This window comes from Thermomicrobiales bacterium, assembly GCA_023954495.1.
Classification (GTDB): Bacteria; Chloroflexota; Chloroflexia; order Thermomicrobiales; family CFX8; genus JAMLIA01.
Genome location: JAMLIA010000038.1, coordinates 1 through 22,751, shown reverse-complemented (window position 1 = coordinate 22,751; position 22,751 = coordinate 1). Strand labels below are relative to the sequence as shown.

General features: G+C 62.7%; 21 protein-coding genes and 1 tRNA gene. 6 read left to right on the top strand and 16 right to left on the bottom strand.

Annotated features, from left to right (window positions below; all coding sequences use genetic code 11):
* Window positions 1-7: 7 nt before the first annotated feature.
* From M9890_08995 to fabZ, 6 genes are all read right to left on the bottom strand, one after another.
* Complete coding sequence (locus M9890_08995) at window positions 8-538, bottom strand: hypothetical protein (protein ID MCO5177088.1); 531 nt, start codon at window positions 536-538, stop codon at window positions 8-10.
* Window positions 538-1,632 (bottom strand): glycosyltransferase family 9 protein, encoded by a 1,095-nt coding sequence (locus M9890_08990; GenBank protein ID MCO5177087.1) that lies wholly within the window; start codon window positions 1,630-1,632, stop codon window positions 538-540. The genes M9890_08995 and M9890_08990 overlap by 1 nt, the downstream gene beginning before the upstream one ends.
* Window positions 1,619-2,698 (bottom strand): glycosyltransferase family 4 protein, encoded by a 1,080-nt coding sequence (locus M9890_08985; protein ID MCO5177086.1) that lies wholly within the window; start codon window positions 2,696-2,698, stop codon window positions 1,619-1,621. The genes M9890_08990 and M9890_08985 overlap by 14 nt, the downstream gene beginning before the upstream one ends.
* Window positions 2,632-3,828 carry a glycosyltransferase family 9 protein gene (locus M9890_08980; protein MCO5177085.1) on the bottom strand — a complete coding sequence of 399 codons (1,197 nt, stop codon included), beginning with the start codon at window positions 3,826-3,828 and terminating at the stop codon, window positions 2,632-2,634. Before M9890_08980 ends, M9890_08985 begins: the two co-directional genes overlap by 67 nt.
* The gene (locus M9890_08975) at window positions 3,825-4,769 is read right to left on the bottom strand and encodes a glycosyltransferase family 9 protein (protein ID MCO5177084.1); all 945 of its coding nucleotides are present in this window, start codon (window positions 4,767-4,769) and stop codon (window positions 3,825-3,827) included. Before M9890_08975 ends, M9890_08980 begins: the two co-directional genes overlap by 4 nt.
* A gap of 62 nt (window positions 4,770-4,831) precedes the next feature.
* Window positions 4,832-5,272, bottom strand: coding sequence for a 3-hydroxyacyl-ACP dehydratase FabZ (fabZ, locus tag M9890_08970; protein ID MCO5177083.1), 441 nt, complete (start codon window positions 5,270-5,272; stop codon window positions 4,832-4,834).
* A 65-nt stretch (window positions 5,273-5,337) separates the two neighbouring features.
* On the opposite strand from fabZ, the gene M9890_08965 reads away from it, so the two are divergent.
* Entirely contained in the window at window positions 5,338-6,360 is a 1,023-nt protein-coding gene (locus M9890_08965) for an NAD(P)-dependent glycerol-3-phosphate dehydrogenase (protein ID MCO5177082.1), read from the top strand.
* A 4-nt stretch (window positions 6,361-6,364) separates the two neighbouring features.
* Here M9890_08965 and M9890_08960 read toward each other — a convergent pair whose 3' ends face one another.
* From M9890_08960 to lexA, 7 genes are all read right to left on the bottom strand, one after another.
* On the bottom strand, window positions 6,365-7,645 hold the full coding sequence (locus M9890_08960; GenBank protein MCO5177081.1) for an adenylosuccinate synthase: 1,281 nt from the start codon (window positions 7,643-7,645) through the stop codon (window positions 6,365-6,367).
* An 81-nt stretch (window positions 7,646-7,726) separates the two neighbouring features.
* Window positions 7,727-8,755 (bottom strand): DnaJ domain-containing protein, encoded by a 1,029-nt coding sequence (locus tag M9890_08955; GenBank protein ID MCO5177080.1) that lies wholly within the window; start codon window positions 8,753-8,755, stop codon window positions 7,727-7,729.
* Window positions 8,756-8,836: 81 nt separating this feature from the next.
* Window positions 8,837-9,388 (bottom strand): DUF4126 domain-containing protein, encoded by a 552-nt coding sequence (locus tag M9890_08950; protein MCO5177079.1) that lies wholly within the window; start codon window positions 9,386-9,388, stop codon window positions 8,837-8,839.
* Window positions 9,389-9,420: 32 nt separating this feature from the next.
* Window positions 9,421-10,884: a hypothetical protein gene (locus M9890_08945; GenBank protein ID MCO5177078.1), complete on the bottom strand. Its 1,464-nt coding sequence runs from the start codon at window positions 10,882-10,884 to the stop codon at window positions 9,421-9,423.
* On the bottom strand, window positions 10,872-11,270 hold the full coding sequence (locus M9890_08940; protein ID MCO5177077.1) for a VanZ family protein: 399 nt from the start codon (window positions 11,268-11,270) through the stop codon (window positions 10,872-10,874). The genes M9890_08945 and M9890_08940 overlap by 13 nt, the downstream gene beginning before the upstream one ends.
* On the bottom strand, window positions 11,267-12,391 hold the full coding sequence (locus M9890_08935) for a glycosyltransferase family 4 protein (GenBank protein ID MCO5177076.1): 1,125 nt from the start codon (window positions 12,389-12,391) through the stop codon (window positions 11,267-11,269). Before M9890_08935 ends, M9890_08940 begins: the two co-directional genes overlap by 4 nt.
* A 65-nt stretch (window positions 12,392-12,456) precedes the next feature.
* Complete coding sequence (lexA, locus tag M9890_08930; GenBank protein ID MCO5177075.1) at window positions 12,457-13,098, bottom strand: transcriptional repressor LexA; 642 nt, start codon at window positions 13,096-13,098, stop codon at window positions 12,457-12,459.
* A 243-nt stretch (window positions 13,099-13,341) separates the two neighbouring features.
* On the opposite strand from lexA, the gene M9890_08925 reads away from it, so the two are divergent.
* A complete protein-coding gene (locus tag M9890_08925) occupies window positions 13,342-15,702 on the top strand; it encodes an endonuclease MutS2 (protein MCO5177074.1) in 2,361 nt (786 codons plus the stop codon).
* Between the two features lie 2 nt (window positions 15,703-15,704).
* Window positions 15,705-15,959, top strand: a complete 255-nt coding sequence (locus tag M9890_08920; protein ID MCO5177073.1) for a hypothetical protein — start codon at window positions 15,705-15,707, stop codon at window positions 15,957-15,959.
* On the opposite strand, the gene mfd is transcribed toward M9890_08920, so the two are convergent.
* Window positions 15,887-19,426, bottom strand: coding sequence for a transcription-repair coupling factor (gene mfd / locus M9890_08915; protein ID MCO5177072.1), 3,540 nt, complete (start codon window positions 19,424-19,426; stop codon window positions 15,887-15,889). The genes M9890_08920 and mfd overlap by 73 nt on opposite strands.
* A gap of 145 nt (window positions 19,427-19,571) precedes the next feature.
* Here mfd and M9890_08910 point away from each other — a divergent pair, with 145 nt between their 5' ends.
* From M9890_08910 to M9890_08900, 3 genes are all read left to right on the top strand, one after another.
* Window positions 19,572-20,171 carry a ComEA family DNA-binding protein gene (locus M9890_08910; GenBank protein ID MCO5177071.1) on the top strand — a complete coding sequence of 200 codons (600 nt, stop codon included), beginning with the start codon at window positions 19,572-19,574 and terminating at the stop codon, window positions 20,169-20,171.
* A gap of 2 nt (window positions 20,172-20,173) precedes the next feature.
* Window positions 20,174-21,631 (top strand): ComEC/Rec2 family competence protein, encoded by a 1,458-nt coding sequence (locus M9890_08905; protein MCO5177070.1) that lies wholly within the window; start codon window positions 20,174-20,176, stop codon window positions 21,629-21,631.
* A 53-nt stretch (window positions 21,632-21,684) separates the two neighbouring features.
* Window positions 21,685-21,758 (top strand) — tRNA-Glu (locus M9890_08900).
* Window positions 21,759-21,813: 55 nt separating this feature from the next.
* Here the strand turns inward: M9890_08900 and M9890_08895 are convergent.
* Window positions 21,814-22,311, bottom strand: a complete 498-nt coding sequence (locus tag M9890_08895; GenBank protein MCO5177069.1) for a YbaK/EbsC family protein — start codon at window positions 22,309-22,311, stop codon at window positions 21,814-21,816.
* A gap of 35 nt (window positions 22,312-22,346) precedes the next feature.
* Window positions 22,347-22,751, bottom strand: a 405-nt coding sequence (locus M9890_08890; protein MCO5177068.1) for a PhzF family phenazine biosynthesis protein, incomplete at its 5' end; no start/stop codon positions are given.

The following is a 22,751-nucleotide window of genomic DNA, read 5'->3' as shown; positions in this document are numbered from 1 at the left end:
TGCTCGTTTACGGCAGGAAGATCTCAGCACCACAATACGGGCACCGAATCATGCCCTTGCCAGCCAGTTCGAGTTGCCCACCGCAGTTCGGACATGTCTGCTGTCCGCGCATTTCAGATGCGCCCCGTGTATACAGCATTCCGCGATCCCAGTCTGCGTAGCCAGCAAACAAGCCCTTTGATACGAGGTCATACAGATCCTGACGGACCGAGTCGCGCGTCCCGCCAAGCTGCAATGCCAGATCACCGATGCTGATCTGGCCCGCGGTCTCGACGATCCCCAGCATCTTGCGCTGGCGCTGGCCGGTTGCCATCTGAGCGTCTTCGCTCCGGCCCTTGACGAACAGATAGATCCCGGCTGCCACGAGCGGCAGCACGATCACAATGAACAACATCGTGCCGCCCAGAACTGCGCCGGACAGGCGCAATCCCGACTCGTCATCTGCGACGCCGGCCGCGAGCCACGCCCCAGCCAGTATCGCAACCGCCAAACCACCAGCGATCAGCAGGAGTCCGATTGTGCGTCCGCTACGAAACATCAGCTTGCCTTCAAGACTCGGTCAATCGCCCGCACAACATCATCCACTCGCACGAGATCAAGACAGGTACGAGCCGGACAACCGTCCGGCCTGCCAAGCCGGAATCCGGTGTAGAAACATGGCTGGCAGGGAAGATGATGGTACACGACAGCCCCACGAGAGGTGGTGTTACTGTCAAATTCGTCGGCATCGACCGACCCCCACGGACGCCATGCATGATGGTTCGAGGGCCCAAAGATTGTCACGCGCCGAACATCGAGCGCGGCAGCCAGATGGCCGATAAAGGAATCTCCTCCAACAACGACCTGAGACGCAACGACGATGCCAGCAAGCTCGTCAATCATCGTCCGGCCCATCAGGTCGATGGCCGACGGCGCATTCTCCTTGATGCTGGCCGCGAGCTCGGCTTCGCTGCGCGAACCGACAATCACCGGCGTCAAACCTTTGGCTGCCAACGCTGCCGCGAGCGCTCCGTAGCGCTCAACCGGCCAGCTACGTGCCGACGAATACGGGCCTGTCGCTGGGTAGATGACAACGTATGGTCTCGGTAGCGGTGGGCCTTGCACAATTCGCCCTGCATCGATTCGCGGCGCTGGATCGACAGCCGCGCCCCCGGCCTCGCGAGCGACATCAAGCATGTACGTCGCCTCGTGCCGAGCACCGAATCCGAGGTCCACCACCCGGCTCGCGAGGAAGTCGCCACGCCCATTGTCGAGGCCGATGACGCGTTCAGCGCCGGTCGCCTTTGCCAGCCAGCGGTGCTTCATCGCTCCGGCAGCAGTCGTGAGGTGGTGCAGCAGCACGACCACATCGTATTTCGAGCGCCGAAGCTGAATCCCAAAGCGTGCTGCCTGAGCGATGCGATCTGGTCTGGCCAGAGAGGACACGTTGTCGAAGAGCGCTTTCGGGAATGTCACGACCTGAAGATCGTGCCCGAGGAGCTTCGCCAGCGGCGCGGTCGAAGGCGGCACGAGCAGGTCGATGCGCGCAGAAGGGTAGGCGGTTCTCAACGATCGGATGGCCGGCTCGCAGATCAGCAGATCTCCCAGGTCGGCGAGCTTGACGATCAGGATGCGCGGTTCAGCGTCGGACACGCTGTGCCTCCTCGATGACCGCCAGCGTCTGCTGGGCCGTGCGCTCCCAGGTGAATTCCGCCGCGTGCTGAAGTCCGCGCTCGACGAGATCCGCGCTCTGCACCGGATCTAACGCAGTGCGGATACCTTGCTCGATCGAGTCAACGCTCGTCGGGTCGACAAGCACTGCCGCGCCACCGGCGACCTCCGGCATGCTCGACCGGTCACTCGTCACGACCGGGCAGCCGCACGCCATCGCTTCCAGAATGCCAAGCCCGAATCCTTCATTGAGCGCAGGATGAACGAATGCGCTCGCACCGGCGTAGAGCGACGGCACCAGATCATCGTCGACATACCCGATGCGATCAATGCGCTCGCGTTTGGAGCTCGTCTGCAATCGTCGCTCAATGTCATCGCTCAGCCACCCGGATCGACCGGCGACAACGAGGTGCAGCTCGTCATCCTCCAGACGCTCGAACGCCTCGACCAGCCGCACCAGGTTCTTGCGCGGTTGCACGGTGCTGAGAAACAGGAGATATGGCTGCCGGATACCAGCCGCGGCCAGCCGGTCGCTCGGATCGTGCGTTCGGAACCGCGCATGGTCGATCGCCGAGTGGACAACAGCAATCTTCGCTGGCGAGACACCGTAATGCTGGACAAGGTCGTCGCGCGTGGCCGCCGAGACAGCGATGATTCGCGTTGCAACACGTGCATTCCAGCGCGTCGTCAGGTTAAGCATCAGGCGCGATTGCCAGGTGTGCGTCTCCGGCTCGTGCAGGTAGCCGAGGTCATGGATCGTCACGACCGACACACGCGGATGCACCAGTGGGATAACGTGCGACGGCACGAAGAGCGCGCGCGGGCGATCACGTAGCATGCGCCACGACAGCCCGACGTGCGTCCAGAGCCGCCGCATGTTCACGACCCGATGCTCAACACCGCCGATCTCCGGCCAACAGCTCGATTCGACTCGGTGATACAACGTCATCTGCGGTCGTTCGCCGAGCGCGGTCATTGCTCTCAGCAGCTCAAGCGAATACCACTCCGTGCCGGTGCGCACGGCGCTATCGGCGCGACTGGCATCCACAGCCAACTCAACCTGCGCCATGGAGATCCAGCAGTCGATCGATCTCGGATCCGCACCATATCGACCGTGATCGCCAGCATGCAACCGCAACCTGCTGGCCGCTGGGCGCTCAAGTCTCCACAGCGCGGACACTGCCAGCCCGCGCTGACGACCCGATGGCGGCCCGGATCGCCCCATGGTCCGTACCGCGCTGGGTCACTCGGCCCAAAGAGATGAACAGACGGTGCCCCGACTGCGACAGCCAGGTGCATCGGCCCGTTGTCCGTGCCGAGTGCGAGCGACGCGTTTCTGAAAATCTCGGCCAGCGTCGGGATGTCCGTCTCACCGGCAAAGACGACAGCGCTGGTTCCTTCGGCAATTACCTCACATATTAGCCGCTCGTCTGCGCCACCGGTCAGGATAACGTTCATGCCGCGTCGCACAAGATACTGCGTGATGGCTCGCCAGCGCGATGCTGTCCAGAGCTTCACGGCAGCGCCAGATCCGGGATGGATCACGGCGTACTCGCGATCGATGCTTCTTGATCTGAGTATCGCTGTGCTTGCCTCAGCCGCTTCTCGCTGACTCGGAATAGACAGCGTAAGGTCCGCGTGCGGCGGCACTGCAATGTCCAGCCAATCGGCGACAATCGAGGCTGCGCGCACGACTGCATGCTCTGCATCTGAAACGTCGACGACACGAGTGACGAATGCTTGATCGACTCCGGCAACGACCTCAGGCATCGCTCGCGATGCCACGAAAGCGGCCCACCAGGCATCCGGGCGCAACACGATGCCCGTCGTTGACTTCAACGCTTTGAGTGTCTGTATGTCGGCGGGCATCTGTCGATAGGCGGTTGCACGAGTAGTGGACGCCTTTCGGGTGAAGCCAGGATAGTCAAGCGTCACGATCTCATCTGCGGGCCAGGCGATCCGGGCAATCACCTGCGACCACGGTCCAACGACGCCGACGATCCGCGTGTCCGGCAGATGCTGCCGGAGCAATCGGACTGCGGGTTGCGCCATGATGATGTCACCCAAATGATCGGGCTGCAGGACGACGACTGTGTCACCACCAGCCTCAACCGCAGGCGTCATTCGCGCGAAAGCAGATAGCCCGGCGTCGCGCACGCGATGAGCGATACCGGTCACGCTGCGACTCCAGCGTTAGCCATCGTGGATTTCATCGCTGCATACACCTCGTGGACTGAGATCGAAGTGGTTTGTGGCAATGCATCGCGACTGGCAGTGCGCAGATCCACGTCCGGCAGGTCCCACGATTCCTCGGGGGCGATCACTTCCACGGCTCTCCCAATTGGCCGGTACCGTCGCGGGTTCGTCGGACCGAAGATCGCGACGGTAGGCGTGCCCGATGCCGCGGCAATGTGGCTCATACCGGTATCGCCGCTCACGAACAGCGCCGCTCGCGAGACAACCGCGGCTGCTGTCGTGAGGCCGAACTGACCTGCCAGTGAGCGCTGCACGGGCAACCCTGCTGCTACCGCAACGTGCTCGTTGAGCTGCCGATCGCCGGGCCCGCCGCTGAACAGCACATCGCAGCCGTCTTCAGTCAACATGCGTGCTAATGCAGCGTACCGCTCGGCTGGCCAGCGCTTGTCAGGCATCGCAGTGCCTGGATTCTCAGCTCCACCTGGGTGGAGAACCACCGGGCGATCGTATGGTTTGAGCAGTTCATCTGCCTGTGCGAGGTCCGCAATCGTCGCAGCCATGGACGGTTGGCTGACGGATGGCACGATGCCGAGCGCCCGAACGACATCGAGGTAGGCAGCGCTTTCGTGCCGAATCTCCGGCTGGATCGGCGCAACTGCGTGTGCGCGCTCTCCAAAGATGGCCGCGAATGCCCAGCGCAACAGCCTCGAACGCTCAAGAACGACCACGCAGCCAGCACCGGAGCGGCGCACAGCGATGGCAGTTTCGAACGCGACTCTCGGCGTAATCTGATTCGAGATCGGCGCAATCCGCCAGCCACTGCTCCGCGTCTCGAAGATCGCCCGCGAGTGCTCGCCGACCAGCACCGTGCGCTCAGCGTCCGGAAACGCCAGTTGAAGCGAATCGAGTGTCGGGAGCGCCATGACGCAGTCGCCGATGCAACACGGTTTAACGACTGTGATCCGACGTGGGCCGTCCTCGGCCATCATGTTGTGGCGTCGAGATCCGCGACCGCGAACATGAGCTCGGCCTTCACCGCCAGCTCGCCATCGACCGTCGCAGTCGCCGAGCCGGTGCCGATGCCGCGCCGCATGCGACCCATGACGACTTCCAGCCGCAGCGAATCGCCCGGCTTGACCTGGCGCTTGAATCTGACGCCATCGATGCCGGCGAAGAACGCCATCTTCCCGCGGTATTCATCCATGCCCAGCAGCGCCACTGCTCCGACCTGCGCGAGCGCCTCGATAATGAGCACGCCGGGCATGACAGGGTAGTCCGGAAAGTGGCCCTGAAAGAACGGCTCGTTCGCCGTCACGTTCTTCAGTCCCACGGCTCGCACGCCGTATTCGACCTCAAGAATGCGATCGACGAGAAGAAACGGATAGCGGTGGGGGATAATCGCCTGTATCTCGCGAGTGTCCAGCACGTGTATAGGTCCCTTCATCGGATCGACACTCTCACGCGGCTGAGTCTAGGAAGCGATGAATCCAAATGTCAAACATCTCACCGGTCGCCGTCATCGGCGCGGGAGCCTGGGGAACGACGCTGGCCGTCCATCTCAGCACCGTTGGAGCATCTGTCCGGCTCGTGGCGCGCACCGAGGGGCACGCCGACGAGTTGCGCTCGACTCGCGCCAACGCGCGCCTGCTACCGGGCGTCGCATTGCCAGATTCCCTGACCATCACGTCGAGTGTCCATCTGGCGCTCGAAGACGCGGCTTATGTGTTCGTCGTTGTCCCGTCGCAGGTCGTCAGAATCGTAGCGGAGTCGATGGTGAACTCGCTGGCTTCGACGGCGATCGTTGTCTCGTGCGCCAAAGGGCTCGAGCGGTCGACACTGGCACGCATGAGTGAAGTCATTTCAACTGCTGCGAGCCATCCTGCCGAGCACATCGCAGTCCTGTCCGGCCCGAACCTGTCCGGGGAAATCGCGAGCGGATTGCCAGCGTCGGCGGTGGTTGCCTCGACTGGGCGCGCTGCTGCTCAGCGGGTTCAATCGCTGCTGTCGTCGCCGTCGTTTCGGATCTACACCAGCGAGGATGTCGTTGGTGTCGAGCTGGGTGGCGCGCTCAAGAACGTCATTGCGTTGGGCGCTGGCGTCGGAGATGGGCTCGGGCTGGGGCAGAACGCCAAGGCCGCGTTCATCACCCGCGGACTCGCCGAGCTCAGTCGTTTGGGCGTGGCGATGGGTGCGAATCCGATGACGTTCGGTGGCCTGAGTGGCCTGGGTGATCTCATCGCCACCTGCGCCAGCCCGCTTAGTCGCAACCGGACGTTTGGCCAACTCCTGAGCGAAGGCCTTGCGCCCGACGAAGCGATGGCACGCATCGGCCATGTCGTCGAAGGCGCAACCACCGCCTACGCGATGGTGAATCTCGGACGCGAACACGGAGTGAGCGCCCCGATTGCCGATGCCGTTGTGGCCGTCCTCGATGGTGATGCGTCAGTTACAGACGTGATTCAGCGGCTGCTCTCGCGCGAGCATCGCCCGGAACTTGATGACGCCGAACTATGAGGCGTTAGTCAGCGGCAGCGAGCAGCAACTGGTCCCGGTGCGGGCCGGTGCCGACGAATGTGACCGGCACGCCAACCAGCTCCTCGATGCGCTTCAGGTAGGCCCGGGCAGTCGACGGCAATCCTTCTGCGGCTGCGCTGTCACTTGCACCTTCGGGCCAGCCGGCGAGGTCCTCGTAGACAGGCTGGACGCGGTCGAAGTCCTCGATCCGAGCCGGCGGCGCATCGTGACGCTGGCCGTCGATCTCGTATCCAACGCAAATGCGGATGGCATCCAGACCATCAAGCACGTCAAGCTTGGTCAGTGCGATTTCGGTGATGCCGTTCAGGCGCGCGGTGTACCGTGCTTGCACGGCGTCGAACCATCCGGTTCGGCGTGGCCGCCCAGTTGTGGTGCCAAATTCCGCCCCGCGCTCGCGCAGGAGCACGCCGGTCGCGTCGTCCAGCTCGGTCGGGAACGCACCCTCGCCAACCCGCGTCGAGTACGCCTTATAGACGCCAATGACCCTGTCGATCTGCGTTGGTGCGACGCCAGCTCCCTGGCACACGCCGGCAGCGGTTGGAGATGAAGATGTGACATACGGGTAGGTGCCGTAGTCGATATCCAGCATCGCCGCCTGGGCACCTTCGATCATGACATTGCGGCCGTCATCGATGGCGTCTTGCACATCCAGCTCGACGTCGGTGATGTAAGGCTCGAGCTGCTCACCGTAGGCCGCGAACTGCTCGGCCATCTCGTCCAGGTCGAACGGCGGGTGCCCATAAAGCGCACCCAGCAGCGCGTTCTTCTCCGCCAGCACGGGTGCGAGCCGATCACGCAGGTACTCGGGATCAAGGATGTCAGCCGCGCGGATGCCGCGTCGCGCAGCCTTGTCCGCATAGCACGGGCCGTTGCCGCGTTGCGTTGTGCCGATGTTGGCCGCACCGCGACTTGTCTCCTCCAGACGATCCTGGACGGGATGGTACGGCATGATGAGGTGGCAGCGCGATGACACGCGCAAGTGTGATGAATCGATGCCGCGCTGATGCAACTCGGCAATTTCTTCGAGCAGGATCGCGGGATCCAGAGCGACTCCCGCGCCGATGATGCATAGACAGTCCGGATGCAGGATGCCTGATGGAATCAGGTGGAATTTGAAGACTCCGCGATCGGTTACGACGGTGTGGCCCGCGTTTGCGCTGCCGTTGGCACGGACGACGACGTCCGCACTGGAGGCCAGTGCGTCAATGATTTTGCCCTTGCCCTCGTCGCCCCACTGGCCACCAAGAACGATCGCAACCGGCATGTTCCCTGCCCCTCAACACCATCACAACAGGCGCACCAAATCCGCGAACGCACCGCGCTCGCCTGCCAACCGGATATGGTATCACGCGACCGGAGGACTCTTCTTCGGCGTTCGCAGATCGCTGAGCTGCTCGAAGAGCTCAAGCTCCTCGTCGGACAGGTTCGTCGGCAGGACCACCTGAATCTTCGCGAGCAGGTCGCCGCGTTCCGTGGATCCAATGCTCGTCGGCCAACCCTGGCCGCGCAGGCGGAATGACTTGCCGTTGCCTGATTGCGCCGGAATCGACAGCGCGACTTTGCCGGTCAGCGTCGGCACGATCGCCTCGCCACCCAGGATCGCTGCGTAGAGCGGCACGTCAACGGTCGTGCGGACATCGTTGCCATCCAGCGCGAACTGGGCGTCCGCTACGATCTTCACCCGCAGGTACACATCGCCCGCCCGTCCGCCATCACTGCCCGGAGCGCCTTTGCCCGCGACCCGCACGCGCTGTCCCTCACGAATCCCGGCCGGGATCGTGACCTCGATGCGCGAACGACGCGGAGTGACGCCGGTGCCGTTACAGATCAGGCAGGTTGCGCCGTGGTTCACACCTGTGCCGTTGCACTCCGGGCATGTCCCAGGGATCTGGATCTCGAACGTCCGGGTCGTGCCGGCGAATGCTTCCTTCAGTGGGACCTCAACAGTGTATTCGTGGTCATCGCCGCGCCGAGGATTGCGAGCTCGACGGCGCTGCCGTCCGCCGCCGAATAGCGTCTCGAAGAAATCCGAGAATCCCTCGCCGCCGCTGGTGCGGTATTCGAAGTGAGTGCCGCCGGGCGCGCCCGACTGCTGCGTGAACCATTGGCTGAAGTCGCCCGCGTTCTGTCCGCCGGCATTGTTGGCCTGGTAGTGCTCCCAGTCGTTTCCAAACTGGTCGTAGCGCGAGCGCTTGTCGGCGTCCGAAAGAACCTGGTACGCCTCGTTTACGGCTTTGAATTTCTCCTCCGCGTCGGCCGCCTTGTTGACGTCGGGATGCAGCTTGCGCGCTTTCTCCCGATAGGCCTTCTTGATGTCGGCCTCGCTCGCAGTTCGGCTAACGCCGAGGAGTGAATAGTAATCCTGAAATTGCATGGCTCACGTCCTGAATCGCTGGGTTCGTCGCACAGTGATGTTCTGTAAATATCATAAACTATGAGTCGCTACGACGCAACCTCAAACCAGACTCGTGCGTCTTCGTCGCAGGACCATTAGCGACAGAGATAGGAGGATGATCAGAATGATGCCGATCAGGATAGGTGCAACCAGCGCGATGACACTCATGCAGATTGCCGCGCCGTCTTCTGTCGCGCTCACGATCGGGTTGCCAACTCCGCCGGTTGTCGCTGTGACGACGGGCCGGAAGGTCGACTTCGCGGTATGGACGCCGCCCGCGACGACGAGGCCGAGAATCATCGCCAGCACCGGATTGATCGACTGCACGGCATCGGTGCTCGCCATGACCAACACCGCGCCGGCAGCGGGGCGAATGAAGGACTGGATCAGGTCGTTGATGTGATCGATGATCGGAACCTTGTCGGCGACGATCTCGATCCCGAGCAGAATTGACACAATCACGATCGCCCACGGTGACGCCACCACATCGTACGGCGCGGCGAGCTGGATGAGACCCGTGTAGCGATCGGCCAGTGCAATCGCCAACAACGGAATGTAGGCGTTCAGACCGGCCGGCATCGCCAGCCCGAGGCCAGTCATGAGCTCAAACATCGCCGCTTACCATCCAATCAACCCCCGGTTGGTCAGGATCGACGCGCGTCACCATTACCCTGATGCGTCGGACTGTTGCCGACTTGGTCCGGAGGATTACCACCCGCTGGTGCGTATATCAACGCTACCGCAATCCAGCACGCCAGGGCGAGAATCAGTCCTGCCATGAGTCGGTCGGCGCGAGAGTCGAGCGCATACGGCTGAAACGAAACCAGCTTCGACGCCAGATTGAGGTTGACGATCTCTCCGGCACGGCCGATCAGGTTGTTCCACCCGTCAGGCTGATGATAGAAGCGCTGGGGATCGGCGAGCCCAACGAATGTCAGTGCCGCTCCAGCCATCCAGACGACGCTTGCCAGGATGCGCGTTGTGCGTCCGACCCGTACCCACATAGCTGCCAATGTTGCTGCCGCCAATGGCGCGACCGGGACAAGATAGCGTGCAGCCGGGCCCCACTCGCCCCACCAGACACGATATGCGCCAACCATCAGCAGGTACGGCAGGACCGCTGCCAGCGCCAGCCACGCCCGTTGCCTGCTGATCCGGAACCAGAGCGGGAATGCCGCGATTGCCAGCACATAGATCGGCGCGTTGACGATCAATCCCCACTGCGCGTCGAGCAGCAGACCAAACCCGCCATTGATCGTACCGACGAATCCGGAGAACCCGGCATGGTCGGCGCGATTCTGGAGCGGGGAATCGTAGAGCCACATGTTGTAGGCCACCAACCCCGCTGCACCAAGTCCGACGATGCCGCAGGCAGCCGCGATCTCTGCCCGTCGCTGTCGCCATAGCTCCCAGACGAGGAACACTCCCAGGATGGCTGCCGTGGGTGCAAAGCGTTGATGCAGCCACGGCATTGAAGCGATCGCCATTCCAGTGAGCATCCATTGCCAGACGGTGTTCCGTTGCATGGTCAGCCGTCGAAGGGCATAGATGAGCGCCAGCGCTGCCGGGAGCTCTGGGAAGATGAGTAGGGCGTATGGCGCGATTGGCAGAGTGAAGCCCAGTGCCAGCGCAATGATCGCACTCAATTGAACGGACGCACCTGATTCACGGGCCAGCAGGAACATTTGCCCGACCACCAGCGCGCCGATGACGATCATGACCGCCATTGCTCCGGTGCGCCCAGCCGCGTCATACGGCAGAGCGATCAGTACTGACAGGCCGATCCCGTGCTTCGTGTGCAAGCCGGGAAGCACCGACTGAGCCGGATGAGGGGGCAGTGTCGTCGGAAATGACGGCCAGCCTTGCCAGTCCGATGGCAGAGGCTGCGCTGGATAGAACTCCTCGTAGTCGCGCTGCGCGTAATTGTTTGCTTCGTCAAGGTCGTGATCGCGAACGAGGCTGATCGCAGTCATTACATAGAACGGCTCGTCGCCGGTGAGCGGATTCAGGCGTTCCGCAAAGCGTGGTGCGGCCAGAGAAAAGCCGATTGCCGCAACGCACACCACGAGTAGCAGGTGGATGCGCTCGCGGCGGATCATCGTTCGCACTGGAATCGTCGTGACGCTGCCATGGCCAGATTGAGCACGGTCACCCCGACAGATGCGCCAATCAAGTCGATGCCGATGTCGAACGCGCTCGAATCGCGCCCCGGCACGAAGCTCTGATGAAACTCGTCGGTCAGCCCGTAGATCGTGGCGAGGGCAATCGCGATGATGTCGGCACGCCGGTCGGTTTGCAGCCCGCCGATAGCGACGCGAATCAGGATGGCGAGCACGCCGTAAGCCACAAAATGCCCGGCGATGGCAGCGACATCCGGCGGCAATCCCGCTGTCGTTGGCATCCGCTCCTGCGCCGAAAGAAGGAAGATCAGCGCCATCCAGGCGACGGCACTGATGCCAGCGAGGCGTTGGATCGACTCCGGTTTGAGCATCATGCTGCGACGCCAAATGTGCTGTACAACCGAACCAGATCGTCTACCACGACAGGAATAGAGTAGGCGTCTCGCACGCGCACCTGAGCGAGCTTGCCGAGTTGGCTCACCATCGATGGAGCATCGATCAACCTCGCGACCTCGGCTGCAAACGTGGCTGGATCGTGCCCCGGCAGCAGTACACCTGCGTCACCAAGCACCGCCGGAACATCCCCGACATCAGACGCAACGACGGCGCACCCAGACGCCATCAACTCCAGCAGCTTCACCGATTGTTTGCTACGCGTAATGAGCGAGTCGAGATACGGATAGATCGTGATGTCGGCTGATCCGAGGAGTTGCGGCAACTTATCGCGTGCGACATATCCCATTTGCTCAACCTCGGAAGAGAGCCCACCACCAATACCACGGATCCTGACTGAGCCGCAGCGCGCCCGTAGCTCACGGGCGAATGTTGTCGGCCATTCCTCCGGAAACTCCTCGAAGCGTGAGTAGAGCAGTACTGTCGGAGAATCATTGTCTCCCGATGAAACAGCTCGCCCGGACGACAGCGCATCGATCCAGGCGGGTGCCAGACCATTTGGGATGCGCACAACGCGCTCATCGCTCTCTCGCAGGCTCGTTGCGCGGTGGGCGAGAAGAGTGCTGGCGGCTGTCACCGCGTCGGCGCGCACCTGCAATGTGCGTTCTTGCCAGTCGAAGAGTCGGCGCTGTGGCAGCGGGTACGATCCGTGCTGGTTCCAGCCGCCGTCGCCTTCCCAATCGTCGCAGTCGACGACCACTGGAAGCTTGCCGAGGCAGCGCTGAGCAGCAAGGCCGCCGTAGCCGCGCGGCTTAAAGACGTGCACGAGTTTTGGTTGCAGACGCGTGATCCAGGCAAGCTGCTCGCGAACCGCAGGTGCCGGATTCAGTCCGGCCGACTCCGTATTGATCACCGTCACGCCGTCGATGATCTCGACGACGCCGCGTTCCGATTGCATGTCACGCGGCGTCGTGACGATTGCACATCGAAAACCGCGCTCGGTTAGCTCGCGCGCAAACGGCAGCGCCCGCGCCTGCAGCGTGCCAAGACGCCACATCGCGAACGTGCCAAGCATGACGATGTCGTATGGTGCATGTCCCATCGCGGCAGATGGTAGCAACACTGACAACAGGCTGCTACCAGCAGGCTGGGATCTGAGTGCGGAATCTACTGGATGACCGGTCGGACGACCGTCACCAGCTTGCCCTGAATCTCAACGTTTTCAGCGTCCGTGTAGATCGGATCCATCGTGACGTTGGCCGGCTGGAGACGAATGCGCGCGCCTTCACGGTAGAGTCGCTTCAGTGTTGTTTCACGTTGGCTCTTGAGCCAGACCGCGACCGTTTCGCCATTCTCGCAAACGTTCTGGTGGCGCAGAACGACGACGTCGCCGTCGTTGATCAGCGCATCCACCATCGAATGCCCTCGAACCCGCAGCGCGAAGAGCCCTTCGGTGCGACTTCCCAGCACTTCGGTGCTCAGCTCGATGGTATCGACGTACTCCTGCGTGGCCAGATCATCCGGCACCGGGATTGGCTCACCGGCTGCAATTCGGCCAACCACCGGAATCGACACGACGCCACGGCGGGCGTTGGAGCGACCAACGACCTCAATGCCGCGCGAGATGTGGCGGTTGCGACGCAAGAGGTTGCGCTGTTCAAGGACCTTCAGATTGTAATCGACAACGCTCGTCGAGGAGATGTTGAGACCTTCCTGAATCTCCCGGATCGTTGGCGGATACGAACGATCGTCCGTGAACGACTCGATATACTCCAGGATATTCTGTTGTCGCTTCGACAGTTCCTTCATGATCTCTTCTCTCCCGGTGTCACAGCGGCGCGCCGGTCTGCGCTCCGACTGATCAGTGCGACTAGTATAGGTACGAACAGATGTTCGTGTCAACTGTTTGTCTTGTTGTCACATTTCCGCACTTTTCTGCACCAGGTCGCATCAGACATCCCATCGGGCGATACAATTAGCGACGCGCCGATCAGGCGGCTGCATGCATCGCGCTAGATCAACATTCAACCGCCGATAAGGCGCGGAAGGTCCATGGCAACAGACATCCTTACGACACTTGAATTCGATCGTATCCAGACAGCTGTCGCGAACCAGTGCCAGTTCGCGGTCGCGGCCGACCATGCGCGCGAGTTCGGCCCATCCTCAGATCCCTCGACCGTTCGATACCTGCTTCGCGTCACAGACGAGGCGTATCGTCTGCTGGAAGAACAGCCCGGCTTCGGTGTTGGTGGCTGCCGTGACGTCCGCAGTCAGGTCGAGCGCGCTGAGATAGGCGGAGTCCTGCAACCGGACGAACTGCTGGATGTAGCCGCCACCATTGCGGCGTCTCGCTCAGTCAAGCGATCGTTCAGGCGAGTCGAAGAATCAGAACAGCGTTTCCCTGAACTGGACGAGTTTGTTGGATTTATTGTTGAGCTTCCGGCGATTGAAGAGAGCATCCGCCGCTGCATCGGCGAGAAGGGTGACGTGCTCGATAGCGCGAGCGACGCATTGCGCACGATTCGCCAGCAGCTGCGTACGGCGCACGGCCGACTCCTCGAGCGCATCAATCGCTACCTGCAACACGCTGCTATTCAGGACCCACTCGTCACTCAGCGTGATGGTCGCTACGTCGTGCCTGTACGCGCAGACCGACGCGGGCAGCTCCGCGGTGTCGTGCACGACACCTCAGCCAGTGGCCAGACGCTCTACGTCGAGCCGATGGATGTCGTGGACCTCAACAACCGCTGGCGTGAGCTGCAAGTCGCCGAACGTCACGAGATCGAGCGTATTCTCACCGCGCTCTCCTCCCAGGTGGGCGGGGCCGCGAATGAGCTGAGTCGCACGATTGAAGCGCTCTCTGCCATCGACCTGGCTCTGGCGAAGGCGCGCTATGCGTCGACTACACGCTCGACGCTGCCGGCCATCAGTGACGAGCAGTCACCCGAGGGCCGCCGCGTTATCCTGCGCCGCGCCCGCCATCCGCTGCTGGATCCGGCCACGGTCGTGCCAATCGATCTGGAGCTCGGCACTTCCTTCCGCGTGCTGGTGGTGACCGGACCGAACACCGGCGGCAAGACGGTTGCACTGAAGACGCTTGGTTTATTGTCAGTCATGGCGCAATCGGGCTTGTTCGTGCCGGCTGATGAGGGCTGCGAACTGCCGGTCTTCGACGGCATCTTCGCGGACATCGGCGACGAGCAGAGCATCGAGCAGAGCCTCTCCACGTTTTCGTCCCACATGGTACGCGTGATCGCGATGCTACGCGGCGTCTCCAGCCACAGCCTCGTGCTGCTCGACGAGATGGGCGCAGGCACTGACCCCGAAGAGGGCGCCGCTCTCGCGCGAGCCATCATCATGGAGTTGCTCGAAGTCGGCTGTCTGGCCGTCACCACGACGCATTATTCCGAGCTGAAGGCGTTCGCCTATTCGACCCCCGGCGCGGAGAACGGCAGCGTTGAGTTCGACCTCAAGACGCTGTCACCGACTTACCGTCTGATCGTCGGCATTCCGGGACAGTCCAATGCGCTCGCCATTGCCCGACGGCTCGGCATGCCCGACCGGGTCATTGACCGTGCGCGCGCGCTCGTTGATCCCAGTGTCGAGCGCGCTGACGAATTGCTCGCCGAAATCCGCGAGCGGCGTTCGCAAGCCGAAGCCGCAGGTCGAGAGGCCGAGAAGCATCGTATTGCTGCCGAGACGCTGCGGCGTGATGCTGAGCAAGACCGCGCCGAAGCAGAGATTGAGCGCGAAAGTGCCCGTCGGGATGCGCTGGCGGCAGTTGAAAGCGAGCTCGCCGAAGCGCGGCAGGCGATTCGCCGCATTCGCGAGACGCCGACACGCGTCGCCGCTGAACAGGTCAAGCCGACGACCGAGGCCGCCCGACGTGATCTCGATCAGGCGACGAAGACGGTCAAGAAGACTGCTCGCAGTCGACCACCACGCGTGACCAAAGTCGCGCCGATCGCAGTGGGCGACCACGTCGAGCTGGTGGCACTTGGCGGTGATGGCGAGGTGCTCGGCTTTTCGCCAGACGGTGCCGAGGTCGATGTCCAGATGGGTCCGTTCAAGGTACGTCAGCCGGTGAGCTCGATTCGAAAGCTCAGAAGCGCCGTCAAGCCCGAGCGCCGGGCAACGCCAGCCATGCCCCCGCCACGCCGCGAGGTGAACGTCGAGCTGCATCTGCGCGGACAGCGCGCCGCCGGTGTCGACAAGCTCGTCGATGAGTATTTGCACGATGCCTACCTCTCGCGCCTGCCGTTTGTCCGTATTGTCCACGGCAAGGGCACCGGCGCGCTCCGTGAGGTTGTGCAGGATGTCGTACGCCGCCATCCGCTCGTCGAGAAATACGAGACGCCACCGCACTACGAAGGCGGCGAAGGCGTGACCGTCGTCTATTTGAGGGAGTCGTGAGCGTGTCAGATCAATCGTCGGATCGCGTCATCGTCGCTGCCGTAGCACCATCCGAGATCGTGGCGCAACTCTGGAAGCAAGTACTGGAGGACGAAGGCATCATCGTCGCCCTCCGAGCGCGCGGTCTTGGCCACACCTACACTCCAGCACTGCTCGCCGAGCACGACATCCTGGTTCGCGCAGATCAGGCCGAGCGCGCGCGAACGATATTGTCCGAGCTGGCCGAAGAGGACTCCTCCGACCCCTCCGAGTCCTGAGCGGCCATGCTCGCCCGGCGCTGAGCAATGACATCCAGCACATAGTTCAGCGCGCTGAGTCGCGGCAGCCTCACGTCATCCACCCGCAGACGGATCTGGTTCGGCGTCACACGCACACCGTTGCCGAGTTCCCGTCGTAGATGCTGCTGACTGAGCTTTCCGCCAAACACCGGTCGAATCAGAATGTCGCCGTCGCGTTCGACAATCGTCGTCAATCCGAGTCGGCTTGCGCGCTGCCGCAATCGGACGAGATCGAAGAGTAGCTCAGTGCTCTCCGGCACTGGTCCAAATCGATCACGCAATTCGGCGTTCAGGTCGATCAGTCCGCGCTCGTTCTTCGCCGCAGCAATACGCTGGTACAGATCCAGTCGCCCTTGCTCGTCCGCAACGTAGCTATCCGGAATCCCAGCCTCGACGGCGATATCGAGTGAGACTTCCTCCGGCTCGGCAATCGGATGACCGGCCCGGATCTCTTCGACAGCATGGGCCAGCATGCGCGTATACAGGTCGAAGCCAACTGCGGCTATGTGCCCGGACTGCTCGCCACCAAGGATGTTGCCCGCGCCGCGAATCTCCATGTCGCGCATGGCGACCTGGAAGCCAGCACCGAGCTCGGTGGCCTCCTGAATCGCTTCCAGACGCTCCAGTGCCTCGACCGACAGGGGAGTGTTTGGCGGATAGAGCACGTAGGCATAGGCACGGTTCGTCGACCGACCAACCCGTCCCCGCAACTGGTACATCTGCGTCAGGCCCAGCGCGTGCGCATTGTCGAGGATGATCGTATTGGCATTTGGGATGTCGACGCCAGATTCGATGATTGTCGTACAGATCAGCACGTCAAACTCCTGGCGGATGAACGCCAGCACCATCCGCTCGAGCTCGCGCTCTTCCATCTGCCCATGCGCGACGCCAAAGCTCGCCTCCGGGATGAGCTCCTGCAAGCGTTCGCAAAGGCGATAGATACTCTGCACGCGATTGTGAACGACGTAGACCTGGCCACCACGCGCCACCTCGCGCAAGATCGCCTCGCGGATGATCGAGTCGTCCGCTGCAGTGACAAACGTCCGGATCGGCACGCGATCGCGCGGCGGCGTCGTGATCAGCGAGAGATCGCGCAACCCCGACAGCGCCAGGTGAAGTGTTCGCGGGATCGGCGTCGCTGTCATCGTTAGCACATCGACCGACGACCGCATGCGCTTGACGTGCTCCTTGTGCCGCACACCGAAGCGCTGCTCTTCATCGACGACGAGCAATCCGAGATTCTTGAACTCGACGTCCTTTTGCAGCAGACGGTGCGTGCCAATCACAATATCGACGCTGCCGTCAGCAACACCTCGAACGATTTGCGCTTGCTCGGCCTTGCTACGCAGGCGCGACAGCATCTCGACGCGCACCGGAAAGGCAGCCAGTCGCTCGCGGAACGTGTTGAAGTGCTGGAGCGCGAGGATCGTCGTCGGAACCAGGATCGCGACCTGCATCCCGTCGTTCACCGCCTTGAACGCAGCTCGCAGCGCGACCTCGGTCTTGCCGTAGCCGACATCGCCACAAACGAGCCGATCCATCGGACGCAGCGACTCCATGTCGCCCTTGACATCCTGAATCGCCTTGTCCTGCTCTGGCGTTTCACGGAACGGGAACGAATCTGACAACTCGGCATCCCAGACCGAATCAGGAGGAAACTGGTGTCCCTCGGCTGCCTCACGCGCGGCGTAGAGCTGCAGCAGCTCCCAGGCCATCTCGCGCACTGCCCGGCGCACCCGGCTCGTCGTCTTGGCCCACTCGGCCGACGACAGCCGCGTGATGCGCGGCTCACCGGCGGGGCTCTCATACGGCGTCAGACGGTCCGACTGGTCGACCGGCACATACAGCCGATCGCCGCCGGCGTAGTCAACCTGCAGGTACTCGCGCTCGACGCCCGACAGATCAAGCCGCACCAGCCCGCTGAACGTCCCGACGCCGTGCTCAACGTGGACGACGTACGCGCCGGGACGAAACTGCCGCACGTGTCGCGGCTTGCGCGCCACCGGACGCGCCTGCGCCCGCACCAGCTTGCGCGTGCCGAACAGCTCCAGATCGCTGAGGACAAGCAGCTTCGCCGGTTCATAGCGGAATCCGAGCGTCAGCGCCGCGTGAATCACGTCGATCGTGCCGGGTGCTGGCGGAGTCGATGCCCCACCGGCACCGCGCTTGAACGTCCGTGGGTACATGCCGGCCTCGTCGAGCAGCTCGCGCAGCCGTTCGCTCTGCTCGGTCGCCAGAACAATTCGCTGGCCGTTGGCCAACTCGCGGCGCAACTGCTCAATCAGCAGGTCGATGCGACCACCGAACAGCGGTGGATCAGAAAACGACGCACCAGTTGGAACCAGTGCCGCGTCCTCGTCCGCACCACCGATCTCCCAGACCGGGAAGCGCGCGATCGATTCACGCAGGTTCTCGCCGCGTTGATACGGCACCGGCAAGTCAACAGGAATCTCACCGGCCAGCTCCAGTGCATTGCGCACCTCTCCAGCCTGCAAATCGACCTGCTCGAACTGCAATCGGATCGCTTGCACATCAAGCGTGATGACGACCGATTCACGCGGCAAATAGTCGAGCAGCGACAAGTCGTTATGCGGGAAGAACGATGCGAGCAGATCAATAGAGGGCGGGATCGCTTCCGCATCGAGCAGCGCAATAAGCCGTTCCCACTCGTCGTTGACTTCTTCGCGGAGTGGCGTCCTGTCGAGCTGCGCGAGGCGATCCAGTGCAGATGCCTTGTCGCTGAGGTCGTACTCGATCGGCGGTAAGATCGTCACCTGCGAAATGCGCTCCGTCGATCGCTGCGTCAGCGGATCGAAGCGACGAATGCTGTCGATCTCGTCGCCAAACAGCTCGATGCGAACGGCATCATTTGAGCCGGGTGTGAAGATGTCCAGAATTCCACCGCGTCGCGACAGCGTGCCCGGCCCTTCGACCTGCGGTTCATGAACGTACCCGGCACCGACGAGTCGCCGCACCAACCCGGCGTCGTCAATCCGATCACCGACGGCCAGGTGGATGATGTCGCGGCCAAATGTCTGCGGTGCGCGAATTGATGTCATCAGCGCGCGCGCAGTCGCAACGACCACCGGTGGATGCGCCGCGCCCGCCGAATCCGACAGCTTTCCCAGCACGACCGATCGCTGGGCCGACAGGCCGGGGTCGTGGGGCATCTGCTCGTACGGCAGGGGGTCCGCCACCGACCAGACGAGTGGCGCAGCATTCAGTGGCAGAAGTTGGCCCAGGTTCGCCACGAGTGTGTCTGCGACTTCCTGCCGCGAGACCAGCACGAGGATCGGTCGACGTGTCCGTTCTGCGAGTGCCGCGATCGCCGCAGCCCTGGCCGACGCCGACAGCGCATCCGTCATCCAGCGCACAGCCCCGACGGACCGATCCAATTCCGGCAGGGTGATGTCGGTGAAGAGTGGCAACAGGTGAGCAAGCGACATGACATCTCAATTCGCGTGTGACTTCAACAGCGCAAACAAGAACGGGCCAACCGCGTTTCCGCGTGGCCGTTCCGTGCATGACAGTATAAGCAAGCTGCGCTATGATGCCGCTTGACATAGATATTTCAGTACGGAGTGCGCAGCCGTGGAAGAACCGCAGCGCCTGCAATGGAGCATGCTCGCCCGGGCAGCCATGATCGGCGTCGCCCTGGGCGCGGTTGTCGTTGCGCTCGTTGTCTCGGCACTTCGTGCTCGGTCCAACGCGTCTGTTGTCCTGACCGTCCACGAGGCACCAGACGCATCAATCATCCGTGTCTATGTTGGCGGCGAGGTCGCCGAGCCGGGCATCTATACGCTTGATCGCGGCAGTCGGACAGCCGACGCGATCAAATCTGCCGGCGGTGCATCGCGCGACGGCGATGCCGAGCAGCTGCAGCTCGCGGCGGTGCTGGCCGACGGCGAGCAGGTGATCGTGCCGATTGCCCGTCCGACCCCGCGGCCCACCTCCAACACCCCCGCAACAACCAATGAGTCCGCTATGTCGACCGGTCTGATTGATATCAACAGCGCCACTGCAGCGCAATTGGAGGAGCTACCGGAGATCGGGCCAAAGATCGCCGAGCGGGTCATCGAATTCCGCACCACAAATGGGCCATTCACGTCAATCGATCAGCTCGTCGCGATCCGCGGGATCTCCGAACGCATCGTCGAGATCTTGCGTCCGCTGGTGACTGTCGGGCCGTAGCGATGGGAATCATCGTCGCGCTCGGCATCATCGTCGGCGTCCGCCTGGCGATTGCCGACTTGCCGCTATACGCAGTCTTCCTTATGGTCGGCCTGCTCGTGATTGTGGTCATCACCACTTCCACGGCACGAGCACTGGCGCTGTGCCTCATGGTCAGCACAGCGATTGGCATGGCCGCCGGCTATCGTAATCAGCCAGAGCCAGTCCCTCCATATGTCGGACGTGTTCAAATAACAACTTCCGCGCAGGTCACCTCGGATCCGAAGCAGACCAGCCGCGGTCTTAGCGCCACCGTTCGCTGGGTTGACACGCACGGCGTCAGCCGAACTTCGCGGCTGTACGCTGACGCGCACCCAAGGTTCCATCGAGGTGATGAGATCAACGTCGCTGCGCGTGTCAGGGGTCTCGATGCCGACTATCTGTATGCCTCGTCGGTCACCGTCGCGCAACGGGCAACCGGGCTCGAAGCGTCACGCGCGCGCCTCCGAGACTGGCTCGATCGCACGATTCGGCAACGTATCGGCGGATCCGAAGGCGCACTCGCGCTCGGCCTGATCAATGGCGATGACTCAGCCATGACCACCCGCGACGCTGATGCAGTCCGACACGCCGGTCTCTCACACATCACAGCCGTCAGCGGCTGGAACGTTACGCTCGTTGTTGCATCCGTGGGCGCGCTGGTCCTGGCGCTCGGCCGTCGCGGGCGAATGTGGGTCAGTGCCGAGATTCTGGCACTCGCAGCGTACGTCTGGCTGGTTGGATCCGACGCGCCGGTCGTCCGGGCGGCGATCATGGCCGGCTTTGTCATCGTTGCACGGCAGCTTGGACGTCCAGCCCACGGACCAACGCTCATCGCGCTGGCCGCTGCGCTGATGATTGCTGCCGATCCAGCCGCATTCAGCAGCCTGTCGTTTCAGCTCAGCATCCTGGCGACTGCCGCACTGATCCTGTCGTTGCGCTTGACATCACGCTATCGAGGATTGGCAGCCGTCATCATCGCGCCAGTCGCCGCAACGTCAATCATCGCGCTTGTGACCGCACCGGCACTGGCGGCCTCCACCGGCACGTTCTCGCTGGCATCTATTCCGGCCAACGTCGCCGCCGGCAGCCTGGTGGTGCTGGCCGCCAGTGCAACGATCCTGCTGGTCGCAACGAGCTGGATCCCGATCGTCGCCACTGCCTTCGCATTCCTCACCTGGGTGTTGACCCACGCAATACTCTGGATTGCAGCGCTGTTTGCGCGCCTGCCCGGAGGGTTTATCGAATTCCGCCAGATGGACGGGGCGATGCTTCGCCTGGCGATGACACTGTTGACACTGACCGCGCTTCTGGCGCTGCCGGAAGGGCGATTCGGTTTCTGGCAATTGCAGCGCTGGAACCAGCAGGATGCCCGGATCGCACCGGTCGCCTGCACGTCGTTCGCGCTAGCGACCGTTGCCCTGATCGTCGTAACTTTCTAATCCCGGGCAACCAGTCAGCAATATTGCTGTGATATTCTTGGGTCGTCTTGCAGGCCCCCATAGTCTAGTGGCCTAGGACGCCTCCCTTTCAAGGAGGAGAGCAGGGGTTCGAATCCCCTTGGGGGTACTCGTTATTCATGTGAATCCAGGCGGGCGCGCAGTCAGGCCGAGCGGTCCAGACGCTACGCGCTGCTCGCGTTTGCGCTCGCCGTGTCACGCGCCACGTCCACCCAGGTAGCCGACGTCAGGTCGGCCAGTTGTGTCGGCGTCACCCGCACAGCGCTTGCAGAGCTTCCGGCTGCCGGATAGATGACATCGTATTTCTGCAACGACTCATCACAAAACACATCAACAGGCGCAGGGTGCCCGAACGGTCCGACACCTCCGACCGGCTGGCCGGTGAGCTCATGCGCATCGTCGGCCGAGAGCATGCGCGGCTTGCTCCCGAATCGCGCGCGGAACTTGGCGTTGTCCAGCCGGGCGTCGCCGCTCATGACGAGGAGAAAGCGCTCGTGTCCGGCCCGTACTGCCAGCGTCTTGGCGATCTGGCCGGGCTCGACGCCGAGCGTCGCCGCCGCCGACTGCACGGTCGCGGTGTCGCCATCGGGGTAGAGGATCTGCAGGCCGGTTTGGCGTTCGTCCAGGAATTGCTGCACCCGCATCGTGCTTTCGGTTTGCATCTATACTCCGTTCAAATGTGTAGCGGAGGCGTGAATCAGATGATTGCTTCGCCCCGAAACAGCGTCGTTGTCACGCCACCAACCCAGATCGTCCCGTGTTCACCTGACGTAATCGTGATGTCTCCTGCGCGACCGAGTCGTGAACCCTGAGACACCCGGTACCCGTCGGTTACCGCGCCAGTGCGGAACAGCCATTGGCCGACTGAAGCGTTCATCGAACCGCAAACGGGGTCCTCTGGAACGCCGAGCGCCGGAGCGAATGTACGCATCTCGAACGCGTGCTCCGAGCCGTCCGGGTACGCGCCAATAACACCGATCATGGCCTTCGGAATCTGTGACAGATCGGGATTGAGTCTGAGGACTTCCTCCGAGGTCGCCAGCCGACAAACGGCCCAACCCGGCCCATTGTCGATCCACTGATGCGCCAGAATCTGACCCCG

Bases quoted from the DNA above. Each gene is read 5' to 3' on its own strand.
- mfd (MCO5177072.1), bottom strand. From the start codon at position 19,426: ATGTCGCTTGCTCACCTGTTGCCACTCTTCACCGACATCACCCTGCCG.
- M9890_08905 (MCO5177070.1), top strand. From the start codon at position 20,174: ATGGGAATCATCGTCGCGCTCGGCATCATCGTCGGCGTCCGCCTGGCG.
- M9890_08940 (MCO5177077.1), bottom strand. From the start codon at position 11,270: ATGATGCTCAAACCGGAGTCGATCCAACGCCTCGCTGGCATCAGTGCC.
- M9890_08995 (MCO5177088.1), bottom strand. From the start codon at position 538: ATGTTTCGTAGCGGACGCACAATCGGACTCCTGCTGATCGCTGGTGGT.
- M9890_08965 (MCO5177082.1), top strand. From the start codon at position 5,338: ATGTCAAACATCTCACCGGTCGCCGTCATCGGCGCGGGAGCCTGGGGA.
- M9890_08960 (MCO5177081.1), bottom strand. From the start codon at position 7,645: ATGCCGGTTGCGATCGTTCTTGGTGGCCAGTGGGGCGACGAGGGCAAG.
- M9890_08955 (MCO5177080.1), bottom strand. From the start codon at position 8,755: ATGCAATTTCAGGATTACTATTCACTCCTCGGCGTTAGCCGAACTGCG.
- M9890_08975 (MCO5177084.1), bottom strand. From the start codon at position 4,769: ATGGCGCTCCCGACACTCGATTCGCTTCAACTGGCGTTTCCGGACGCT.
- M9890_08935 (MCO5177076.1), bottom strand. From the start codon at position 12,391: ATGGGACATGCACCATACGACATCGTCATGCTTGGCACGTTCGCGATG.
- M9890_08950 (MCO5177079.1), bottom strand. From the start codon at position 9,388: ATGTTTGAGCTCATGACTGGCCTCGGGCTGGCGATGCCGGCCGGTCTG.
- M9890_08925 (MCO5177074.1), top strand. From the start codon at position 13,342: ATGGCAACAGACATCCTTACGACACTTGAATTCGATCGTATCCAGACA.
- M9890_08895 (MCO5177069.1), bottom strand. From the start codon at position 22,311: ATGCAAACCGAAAGCACGATGCGGGTGCAGCAATTCCTGGACGAACGC.
- lexA (MCO5177075.1), bottom strand. From the start codon at position 13,098: ATGAAGGAACTGTCGAAGCGACAACAGAATATCCTGGAGTATATCGAG.